Annotated in this window: 10 protein-coding genes; 1 reads left to right on the top strand and 9 read right to left on the bottom strand. The window is 60.9% G+C overall.

Going from position 1 to position 10,539, the window contains the following annotated elements; all coding sequences use genetic code 11:
- Positions 1 to 177: 177 nt before the first annotated feature.
- The 6 genes from msrQ to IFT75_RS19935 form a co-directional block, all read right to left on the bottom strand.
- Positions 178 to 798 (bottom strand): protein-methionine-sulfoxide reductase heme-binding subunit MsrQ, encoded by a 621-nt coding sequence (gene msrQ / locus IFT75_RS19960; RefSeq protein WP_192056416.1) that lies wholly within the window; start codon positions 796 to 798, stop codon positions 178 to 180.
- The gene (msrP, locus tag IFT75_RS19955) at positions 798 to 1,811 is read right to left on the bottom strand and encodes a protein-methionine-sulfoxide reductase catalytic subunit MsrP (RefSeq protein ID WP_192056414.1); all 1,014 of its coding nucleotides are present in this window, start codon (positions 1,809 to 1,811) and stop codon (positions 798 to 800) included. Before msrP ends, msrQ begins: the two co-directional genes overlap by 1 nt.
- A gap of 66 nt (positions 1,812 to 1,877) precedes the next feature.
- Positions 1,878 to 2,726, bottom strand: a complete 849-nt coding sequence (gene pssA, locus IFT75_RS19950) for a CDP-diacylglycerol--serine O-phosphatidyltransferase (protein WP_122480158.1) — start codon at positions 2,724 to 2,726, stop codon at positions 1,878 to 1,880.
- 147 nt (positions 2,727 to 2,873) lie between these two features.
- Positions 2,874 to 3,890, bottom strand: a complete 1,017-nt coding sequence (gene ilvC / locus IFT75_RS19945) for a ketol-acid reductoisomerase (protein WP_043190697.1) — start codon at positions 3,888 to 3,890, stop codon at positions 2,874 to 2,876.
- Positions 3,891 to 3,937: 47 nt separating this feature from the next.
- Positions 3,938 to 4,429 (bottom strand): acetolactate synthase small subunit, encoded by a 492-nt coding sequence (gene ilvN / locus IFT75_RS19940; RefSeq protein WP_043190700.1) that lies wholly within the window; start codon positions 4,427 to 4,429, stop codon positions 3,938 to 3,940.
- Positions 4,430 to 4,431: 2 nt separating this feature from the next.
- Positions 4,432 to 6,156: an acetolactate synthase 3 large subunit gene (locus tag IFT75_RS19935; RefSeq protein ID WP_122480255.1), complete on the bottom strand. Its 1,725-nt coding sequence runs from the start codon at positions 6,154 to 6,156 to the stop codon at positions 4,432 to 4,434.
- Positions 6,157 to 6,552: 396 nt separating this feature from the next.
- Here IFT75_RS19935 and IFT75_RS19930 point away from each other — a divergent pair, with 396 nt between their 5' ends.
- Complete coding sequence (locus IFT75_RS19930; protein ID WP_192056412.1) at positions 6,553 to 6,987, top strand: DUF4124 domain-containing protein; 435 nt, start codon at positions 6,553 to 6,555, stop codon at positions 6,985 to 6,987.
- A 4-nt stretch (positions 6,988 to 6,991) separates the two neighbouring features.
- Here IFT75_RS19930 and IFT75_RS19925 read toward each other — a convergent pair whose 3' ends face one another.
- The 3 genes from IFT75_RS19925 to mrcB are packed head-to-tail and all read right to left on the bottom strand — an operon-like array spanning position 6,992 to position 10,428.
- Positions 6,992 to 7,321: a YqcC family protein gene (locus IFT75_RS19925; RefSeq protein WP_185795370.1), complete on the bottom strand. Its 330-nt coding sequence runs from the start codon at positions 7,319 to 7,321 to the stop codon at positions 6,992 to 6,994.
- On the bottom strand, positions 7,321 to 8,088 hold the full coding sequence (locus IFT75_RS19920; RefSeq protein ID WP_122796322.1) for a hypothetical protein: 768 nt from the start codon (positions 8,086 to 8,088) through the stop codon (positions 7,321 to 7,323). The genes IFT75_RS19925 and IFT75_RS19920 overlap by 1 nt, the downstream gene beginning before the upstream one ends.
- A gap of 15 nt (positions 8,089 to 8,103) precedes the next feature.
- Entirely contained in the window at positions 8,104 to 10,428 is a 2,325-nt protein-coding gene (gene mrcB, locus IFT75_RS19915; protein ID WP_122480163.1) for a penicillin-binding protein 1B, read from the bottom strand.
- Positions 10,429 to 10,539: the final 111 nt, after the last annotated feature.

Here is a 10,539-nt window from a genome sequence, read left to right as displayed (position 1 = left end):
CTACAGCGTTTCAAACCGCTGTCAACTGCCTTTTTCACCGCTTCCGACCTTGACGATCGAAACCCTTCCGAACCTTCTGAAACGGCCAACTCATTAATTAACAAGGAGTTTATCGTTTCGGCTGCGCCGGAAGTGGGGCGAATTATAGAGCGATTGGCGAGCCCGTCAACCGTTAATTCAGGTCTTTTTCACAATGGGCGGTTTTCGCTCCATTACACGGGGAATCCGCCGGGCAATGGCGGGAACGCGAAGCAGGATGAGCAACGCACCCGCAGCAGCGTAGATCGACCATTCCTCCAGGTCGGCGCGGACGATCCAGAGGAAGTGCAGCAACCCCAGGCCCAACACCACATAGATGAGGCGATGCAGCTGCTTCCAGCGCCGACCCAGTCGACGCTGGCTGTACCGGTTGGACGTCACGGCCAGTGCAAGCAGGCCAAGGAACGCAAGGCTGCCGACGATGATGTAGGGGCGCTTGATCAGCTCGACACCTAGCTGACTCCAGTCCAGCCCTAGAACGAAGAACAGATAGGCCGCCAGGTGCAGGCATACATAGGCAAAGCACCACAGGCCCAACTGCCGTCGCACTGCTATCCAGCCGGCCCAGCCAGACAACTTCTGCAGGGGCGTCATGCACAGCGTGATCATCACCAGTATCAGGGTGCCCAACCCCAGCCGATCGACCAGCACCTTGCCTGGATCAGGCCCCAAGGCAAATATCCAGGCCTGGTACAGCCATAACAAAGGCCATACGCACGCCACCACGAACACACTCAGACGCCATAACGGATAACGCATCAGTAGTTCTTCCGCAGATCCATGCCGGTATAGAGGGAAGCAACCTCCTCCGCGTAACCATTGAACATCGCGGTCTCACGCACGTTGGGGCTGAACAGCCCGCTGGGCAGACGCCGTTCACGCGCCTGTGTCCAGCGCGGATGGTCGACTTCCGGGTTCACGTTGGCATAGAAGCCGTACTCGCTGGGAGCGATGTTTTCCCAGGTCGTCTCTGGCCGTTCGCTGACCAGGCTGATACGCACGATGGATTTGACGCTTTTGAACCCGTACTTCCACGGCACTACCAGGCGCAAGGGTGCGCCGTTCTGGTTGGGCAACTCGCGGCCGTACATCCCTACCCCAAGGATTGCCAGCGGATTCATCGCCTCGTCCAGGCGCAAGCCTTCTACATATGGCCAGTTGATCAAGGCAAAGCCGGAGCGCTGACCGGGCATGCTCTTGGGATCCTGCAAGGTTTCGAAGCGGATGTACTTGGCTTTCGAGGTGGGCTCGACCTGCTTGAGCAAGGCCGAGATGGGAAAGCCGATCCAGGGGATGACCATGGACCATGCCTCGACGCAACGCAGCCGATAGATCCGCTCTTCGAGCTGATAAGGCTTCATGAAGTCTTCGAGGGCATATCGCCCAGGCTTGGCCACTTCACCGTCTATGACCACCGACCAGGGTTCGGTCTTCAAGGTGCCGGCATTGGCTGCCGGATCGCCCTTGCCGGTGCCGAACTCATAGAAGTTGTTGTAGTGGGTAGCATCCTTGAAAGGCGTGATCGCCTCGCCTTGCACGGTGACCGCACCCCAGCGGGTTTGACCCAGCTTGTCGTTCAACCAGGCGGGCGCACCGCTGGGGTCGACGCCTTCGTAGCGCGATGGGTCGGCAGCGGATGCCCAGGAGGGAAGTGCCGAAACGGCCAAGGCTGTTGCGGTGGCGCCCATGAGCGAGCGGCGCGAGAGATAGATCGATTCGGGGGTGACTTCGGACTCTTTGCAGTCCGAAGCACGCGATAGCTTGATAAGCATGGTGCCTCCGTAGCCTTGGCTGTGTTCAACATACCAAGAGACTACGGATTATGCGTGAAATTGAATTTACTCTGCTTTTTTGTGACGGCGCATGCGTAACAAATACTGTATCGGGCCGGAAGCGGCATAGGCGAGGAAGATCAGCAGCAGAATGCGGGGTGGATCGCTGAACACCACGGCGAACACCAGGACGACCGCCAGGATGGCTACGAAGGGCACACGACCCTTGAGATCCAGCTCCTTGAAGCTGTTGTACTTGATGTTGCTGACCATCAGCATGCCTGCGGCCGCCACCAGCAGGGCGACCAGGAAAGACATCTTCGAGCCCTGGATGCCGTAGTCGCTGAACGCCCACACAAGACCTGCGACCACACCGGCAGCAGCCGGACTGGCCAAGCCGATGAAGTAGCGCTTGTCGGCGGTGCCGACCTGGGTGTTGAACCGCGCCAGGCGCAGTGCCGCACCTGCAACGTAGATAAAGGCCACCATCCAGCCGACCTTGCCCATGTCACCCAGTGCCCAGCCAAAGGCCAGCAGCGCGGGTGCGACACCGAATGCGACCATGTCGGACAAGGAGTCGTATTCCGCACCGAAGGCGCTCTGGGTATTGGTCATGCGCGCAACGCGACCGTCCAGACTATCGAGCACCATGGCCACGAAGATGGCGATGGCAGCGTAGGCAAAATACTTGCTGGCTTCGGCAGCATTGCCGGCGCTCTGGGCACTGATCGAGTTGATGATCGAGTAGAAACCCGCAAACAGGTTTGCCGTGGTGAACAGGTTGGGCAGGAGATAGATGCCGCGGTGCCGGACTTTACGTCCTTCGGCGTCATGCCCTTCTTCGACATGCTCATCGATCGGCAGGAGGCTTTCGGCGTCAGGAGCCTTGTTTGGCTCTTCGGGACGTTCGCTCATGGACAATACCTTGCAACGGTGTGGAAAGTTTCGACAGGCGTCTGGGTCGAGGGTTCGACCGCAAAACGTTGCAGCTTTATACCAGAAGCTTGCCACCATAACGAAAAAACGCGGCCATGGCCGCGTTTTTTGTCGCCTGAAACTGTATCAGTTCTTGGCTTTGTCGACGATCTTGTTGGCGGCGATCCAAGGCATCATGGAACGCAGCTGCTCGCCGATGACTTCGATGCCGTGGGCGGCATTGTTGCGACGCTTGGCGGTCATCGAAGGGTAGTTGGTAGCGCCTTCGTTGATGAACATCTTGGCGTACTCGCCATCCTGGATGCGCTTGAGTGCATTGCGCATGGCCTGGCGCGATTCGGCGTTGATGACTTCAGGGCCGGTCACGTACTCGCCGTATTCGGCGTTGTTGGAGATCGAGTAGTTCATGTTGGCGATACCGCCTTCGTACATGAGGTCGACGATCAGCTTGAGTTCGTGCAAGCACTCGAAGTAGGCCATTTCAGGCGCATAGCCGGCTTCGACCAGGGTTTCGAAACCGGCCTTGACCAGCTCCACGGTGCCGCCACAGAGAACGGCCTGCTCGCCGAACAGGTCGGTTTCGGTCTCGTCCTTGAAGGTGGTTTCGATGATGCCGGTACGGCCGCCGCCCACACCGGAAGCGTAGGACAGCGCGACGTTCTTGGCGTTGCCCGAGGCATCCTGGTAGATGGCGATCAGGTCAGGAATACCGCCGCCCTTGACGAATTCGGTACGTACGGTGTGACCCGGCGCCTTGGGCGCGATCATGATCACGTCCAGGTCGGCGCGCGGCACGACCTGGTTGTAGTGAATGGCGAAGCCGTGGGAGAAAGCCAGGGTTGCACCCTGCTTGATGTTGGGCTCGACTTCGTTCTTGTACAGCTGGGACTGGAACTCGTCCGGGGTCAGGATCATGACCAGGTCGGCACCGGCAACGGCAGTGGCGACGTCGGCTACTTTCAAGCCATGGGCCTCGGCCTTGGCGACAGTAGCCGAGCCCTTGCGCAAGCCCACGGTGACGTCGACGCCCGAATCCTTCAGGTTGCACGCCTGGGCGTGGCCCTGGGAGCCGTAACCGATGATGGCTACTTTCTTGCCCTGGATGATCGAGAGGTCGCAATCTTTGTCGTAGTAAACTTTCATTGAATATCACCTGTTATCTAGGCCGTTTCGGCCGGTCGCTAATTGAGTTAGATGCTCAGCACTTTGTCGCCACGAGCGATACCGGTCACGCCACTGCGTACGGTTTCGAGGATCGAGGCGGTGCCGATAGACTGCAGGAAGCTATCCAGCTTGTCGCTGGTGCCCGTCAGCTGAACGGTGTAGACGCTACTGCTGACATCAACGATCTGCCCGCGGAAGATGTCCGTGGTGCGTTTGATCTCGGCGCGTTGGGCGCCAGTGGCCTTGACCTTGACCAGCATCAGCTCGCGTTCGATGTGCGCGCTTTCCGACAGATCTACCAGCTTGACCACCTCGATCAACTTGTTGAGGTTTTTCGTGATCTGTTCGATCACTTCATCCTGCCCTACCGTGGTCAACGTCAGGCGCGACAGGGTCGGGTCTTCGGTAGGCGCCACGGTCAGGCTTTCGATGTTGTAGTTGCGCTGCGAGAACAGCCCTACCACGCGCGACAAGGCGCCGGGTTCGTTCTCGAGCAAAAGCGAAATGATGTGCCGCATGATTAGGTCCGCTCCGTCTTGCTGAGCCACATGTCGCGCATCGAGCCGTCCTTGATCTGCATCGGATAGACGTGCTCGCCGACGTCGACCTGGATATCGAGGAACACCAGGCGGTCGGTCATGGCGAAGGCTTCTTCCATTTTCGGCTTGAGATCCTTGAGATCGGTGATGCGCATGCCGACGTGGCCATACGCTTCGACCAGCTTGACGAAGTCAGGCAGGGATTCGACGTAGGAATGCGAATGGCGACCTCCGTAGCTCATGTCCTGCCATTGGCGCACCATGCCGAGCACGCCGTTGTTGAGCAGGATGATCTTGACCGGCAAGCCATACTGCAGACAGGTAGACAGCTCCTGGATGTTCATCTGGATGCTGCCCTCCCCGGTCACGCAGGCAACGTGGGCCTCGGGGAAGCTCATCTTGACGCCCATGGCCGCTGGGAAACCGAAGCCCATGGTGCCCAGGCCACCGGAGTTGATCCAGCGATTGGGCTTGTTGAACAGGTAGTACTGGGCCGCGAACATCTGGTGCTGGCCGACGTCCGAGGTGACGTAGGCGTCGCCCTGGGTGACCTCGCACAGCGTCTCGATGACCTTCTGCGGCTTGATCTTGGAGCCATCGCCCTTGTCGTAGGGGAACAGGCCGTTTTCGCCACGCCACTCCTCGACCTGCTTCCACCAACTGGCAACGGTGTCCTTGTTCGGGGTTTCACCGATGTCCTTGAGGGTGGCGAGCATTTCGGTCAGAACGCTGTCCACCGGACCGACAATGGGCACGTCCGCCTTGATGGTCTTGGAGATCGACGCCGGGTCGATGTCAATGTGGATGATCTTGGCGTTGGGGCAGAATTTGGCGGCGCCGTTGATCACGCGATCGTCGAAGCGTGCGCCCACGGCCAGGATCACATCGGCGTGGTGCATGGCCAGGTTGGCCGTGTAGCTGCCGTGCATGCCGAGCATGCCGACGAACTGGCGATCCATGCCCGGGTAGGCGCCCAGCCCCATCAGGGTGTTGGTGACCGGCAGGTCGAGGATCTGGGCCAGCTCGGTCAAGGCAGCGGAAGCTCCACCGAGGATGACACCGCCACCGGCGTACATGACCGGGCGCTTGGCCGCCAGGAGCATCTCGACAGCCTTGCGGATCTGCCCGGAATGGCCACGGACCGCCGGACTGTAGGAACGCAGCTTGGCCTTCTTGGGATAGACGTATTCGAATTTGTCGGCTGGGTTGGTCATGTCCTTGGGAATATCGACCACGACCGGGCCGGGCCGACCGGACTGCGCCAGGTAGAAGGCCTTTTTCAGGACTTCGGGGATCTCCGAGGCGTGCTTGATCATGAAGCTGTGCTTCACGATGGGCCGGGAGATGCCGATCATGTCGGTTTCCTGGAACGCGTCGGTACCCACCAGCGTGCTGGCCACCTGCCCGGAGAGGATCACCATCGGGATGGAGTCCATGTAGGCAGTGGCGATACCGGTGATGGCGTTGGTGGCACCCGGACCGGAGGTCACCAGCACAACACCGGCCTTGCCGGTGGCACGGGCATAGCCGTCGGCCATGTGGGTGGCTGCCTGCTCGTGACGGACCAGCACGTGCTCGACAGCGGGCTCCTTGAACAGGGCATCGTATACATGCAGGAGGGCACCGCCGGGGTACCCGTAGATGTGCTTAACGCCTTCGTCGCGCAAGAAGCGGACGACCATTTCAGCGCCAGATAAAAGCTCCACGTTGTTCACCTCTAAAACGCCAGAATACCGTTCCATGGGAACGGGTCTTAATAGGTTTACTGCCAGCAGAGCATGAGCGACGGTGGTCGCCGACGTACGTCAGCACTGACTGAGCAAGTATTGGGAGTACCCAAGTGTCACGGGTTTTTCCCACCCAGCGCGAGGTAACGCGTTGCGGGTATAACGGGTCGGCGCTGGTGTGCGCCTGTGCTCTGCTGTGTGGGTCTGCTTCTGGCAGTCCCTGTACAGCGGACTTTCGATTGTTGTGATTCGTCTGCTGCAAGTCAAGCGATGCGTGCATTTTATTGCGCGCCTGCACTCAAACGGCGCAATAAACCCTGCCGAGCTGCCAGGCTATGGTAGTTTCATGCGTAACCCACCCTCAGAGAAGGCGCCATGCGTTCAACCATTGCTGTGAGTATCCTGCTGCTTGCCCTGTGCCCGTTGGCAATGGCAGGGCAAATCTACAAATGGGTCGATAGCCAAGGTGTGACGCATTTTGATGCACGACCGCCCAACGGTGTTCAGGCGACAGCCGTCGAAGGCGTGAAACCGGTGACCCCGCCCGAGCCGATCTCCAACGAAGCGGTGATGAAAGCCAGTGGCGAAGCCGAGCAACGCAGGATCGACCGCAAGGTGAAATCGCAGGTTGCCGACGAGGCAGCGCGGCGTAACGAATTCTGTACGGGCGTCAGGACCAACCTGGCGCAGCTGAAGAACAATCCGCGGGTGCTTCAACAGGTCAACGGCGAGGTCAAGCGCCTGACAGAGCAGGAGCGTCAGGCGAGAATCGAGGAAGTGCGCAAGGTGATCGACGAGCAATGCACGTGAAGGGCTAGCGCACCTGCCCGATCAGTTCGTCGAAGCGCGCCAGGCTGGCGCGCAGGCCGCGGCTCTGCTCGGCGCGATCGGCATAGACCATTTCGGCCATGGCCAGGATGCCCGACGCATTGGGCAATGGCAGGTCCTGCTCGATGATGGTTTTCATGCGCGGCAGGAAGATCCACTGCAGCCACTGATCGAAATCCAGTGTGTCCACGCTGAACGGCTCGACACTGGCCAGCGCTTCGGCGCTGGGTGGCACGTCCTGCCACCACCCCTGCTGGCGCAGCTCGCGTTCGATCAACAGCAGGTGTTCGGCAATCGCCAGGAAACGATTATCCATCAAGACGCGCTCTTGGCTTTCTGACGGGCCAGATTGGCCCCGGCGGCATCACCCTGCTTGTCGCGCGACTGGGCAATGGTGTTCCACAGGCTCGCCTGCAGATCCGGACGGCCATTGGCATAGGTCAGCGCCCGACGGGCCAGTTGCTCGGCCTGGGCCGCATCACCCTGGGCCAGGCGCACCTGAGCCAGCTTGTACAGAACCTGCGGTTCGCGCGGTGCGATCCGCTGTGCACGCTCCAGGCTCGATGACGCGCCGTTCAAGTCGCCACCGCCCTGCTGTTGCTGGGCCGTGGTCAACAGGGCAAGCACCGGCCCGTCCAACTGCTCATCGGCGGACAGGCCGGCGCTGTTGCCGCTGGCACGCGGAATCCCGCTAGGAGCGCTGGCCGGCATGTTGTAGGTCGTGCTGGGCGCCGGCGGGGCATAGGCCGGGGCCGAGCTGCTTGGGCCAGGGACGATCGGGCCTGGTGTGATCGGGCCGGTGCTGATCGGCGCGCTGTTGCCCGGCGCCGGAAAGCTCTGGATCGGCTGCGAGCCTGCACCCTGCGGAACCATGACCACCACGCCGGAATCTTCGGTGATCGCCTGGGCCTGCGCCTTGGGCCGGACCACGGTGGTCTGGCGGAAGCCGCCGGTACGCGACACGCGTTCGCCATTGGTGACCGCAGAGCCGGAATCGACCACTGGAATGGAGCCACGCTCCACGCTGGCGCAACCGTTGAGCAAAGCCAATGCCGTCAAGGCAGGAAACCACCACTTGTTCACTTCATTCCCCTTTGCTTAGTTCAACCAGCCTTTGACCCAGTCCATCACCGAATCGTCGGCCGCCGGATTGGCACCGCCGCATGCGGTGCCTGGCGTCGGTTCGCTGCCACGAATATACGGCATCTGCACAGCGTTGGGGCAGCTGGCATCCGAGCCCTGTCCGGTCTTGGCGTCGATCCAGGCCTGCACCACGTTTTCCGGCACCGGCGTATCCAAAGGCAAGGGATCGGCTTTCTTCATGAAGCTGGTCCAGACCTGCAGCGCACCAGTGGCACCGGTGAACGGCGTCTTGCCATTGTCGTCACGGCCCAGCCAGACCACGGCCAGCACGTCCTGGCTGAAGCCGGCGAACCAGCTGTCGCGCGAGTCGTTGCTGGTGCCGGTCTTGCCGGCCAGGTTCAGGCTGCTCGGCAGCACGTTGTAGACCGAACGTCCGGTCCCTTCGCGCATTACGCGCTGCATGGCGTTCTGGATCAGGTAGATGGAGGCAGGATCGAAGCGCTGCTGAATCTGGAACGGGTAGCGCTTGAGCGGTTCGCCTTCGGCCGTGAGGACACTGCGAATGCCACGCATAGGCGTGTTGAAACCGCCGTTGGCCAGGGTTTGGTACATGGTTGCCACTTGCATGGGCGACAAGCCACCGGCACCGAGCAACATCGACGGGTAGGCTGGCCAGTCGACCTGCACGCCCAGTTCGCCGAGGGTCTTGAGCACATTGGGCACGCCCAGTTCCAGACCCAATCGAGCCGTCGACAGGTTGTAGGAATGGGCCAGGCCTTGATACAGGAACACCGTGCCATTGGAGGTACGTTCGTAGTTCTGTGGCTTCCAGATCTGGCCGTCCGCACCCTTGACCGAGAACGGTACGTCCTGCACCCAACTGGTCAGGGTGTATTTGCTCGGCTGCTCCAGCGCGGTCAGGTACACCGCAGGCTTGATCAGCGAGCCGATCGGGCGTACGGCGTCGAGCGCGCGGTTGAAGCCGGCAAAACCCGGTACGCGGCTGCCGACCAGCGCCTGGACCTCACCGCTTTCAGGGTTGGTGACGACCATGGCTGCCTCGACCTCGTCCGAGCCCTTGCGCCCGGCCAGGCGCTTGAAGGTATCGGTCACGGACGATTCGGCTTTGGTCTGCAGGATAGGGTCGAAACTGGTGAAGATGCGCAGGCCTTCTTCGGTCAAGTCCTCGTCGCGGTAGTCGTCGCGCAGCTGGCGCTTGACCAGGTCGAGGAAGCCAGGGAACGAGCTGTCCGCCAGGCTGCCGCGCTTGGTCACGCCCAAGGGCATCTTCTTGGCCGCATCGACCGCCTCCTGGGTCGCCACGCCCTGCTGGGCCAGCAGATCGAGCACCAGGTTGCGGCGTTCCATCGCTCGTTCCGGATTGCGCCGCGGGTTGTAGGAAGACGGCCCCTTGACCATCCCCACCAGCAAGGCCACCTGATGCAGCTTGAGTTCGGACAAGGGTTGGCTGAAGAAGAACTGGCTGGCAAGACCAAAGCCATGCACGGCGCGCTGGCCGTCCTGACCAACGAAGACCTCGTTGAGGTAGGCCTCGAGGATTTCACCCTTGTCGTAGTGCAGCTCCAGCAACACCGCCATCATCGCTTCGGTCAGCTTGCGGGTCAGGCTGCGCTCGTTGGTCAGGTAGAAGTTCTTGACCAACTGCTGAGTCAGGGTACTGCCGCCCTGGCGCATGGCGCCCGAGGACGTGTTGACCCAGATGGCGCGGGCGATCGACTTGGGCGAGACGCCAAAATGGTGGTAGAAGTCGCGATCTTCGACGGTGACCAGTGTGTCAAGCAGGTACGGCGGCACCTGGTCGAGCTTGATGAGGATGCGGTCTTCCAGGTTTTTCGGGTACAGGCCGCCGATCAGCAACGGCTCCAAGCGCACCACCGCGACCTTCTTGCCTGCGCCGCCACCCAGTTCGGAGACGTAGTCGCCGGAAAACTTCACGCGCACCGCCTGCGGCTGCTCGAGCCCTTCGTAGAACTGGAAGCCGCGGGTATTGAGGTCGACCGTGTTGCCACTGACCGAGGCGGTGCCGGGACCGTCGACGGTCGTTTGCCGACGGTAGCCGAGCGCATCGAGTTCGGTGAGGAAATCATTCTTGGCCAGTTTCTGACCGACGAACAGCTCGAGCGGGCGTGCGTAGACCTTGGCGGGAATGGTCCAGCGCTTGCCAGAGAATTTTTCCTGGACAACGGCGTCCAGGTAGACGGCAAAGCCGGCCAGGATCACCAGGCCTACCAGACCCAGCTTGAGGCCCCAGCCAAGCCAGGTGCGCAAGCCGCCGGAAGGAGGTTTTTTGGGGGTACGGGAAGATCGGGTTCGAGTCATGGCGGCGGATTATACGCACTTTGAATTGTCGCGGGCAGGGACCGTCGGCGGTTTGCATCATCGGTGGCAGTGGCCATAATGACCGCCTTGAAATCACCTCTGCCAATGAAG

The organism is Pseudomonas sp. CFBP 8758, from assembly GCF_014841725.1.
Taxonomy (GTDB): domain Bacteria; phylum Pseudomonadota; class Gammaproteobacteria; order Pseudomonadales; family Pseudomonadaceae; genus Aquipseudomonas; species Aquipseudomonas baltica.
Note: the sequence above shows the minus strand (reverse complement) of the source record. Positions and strands in the feature narration are given on the sequence as shown.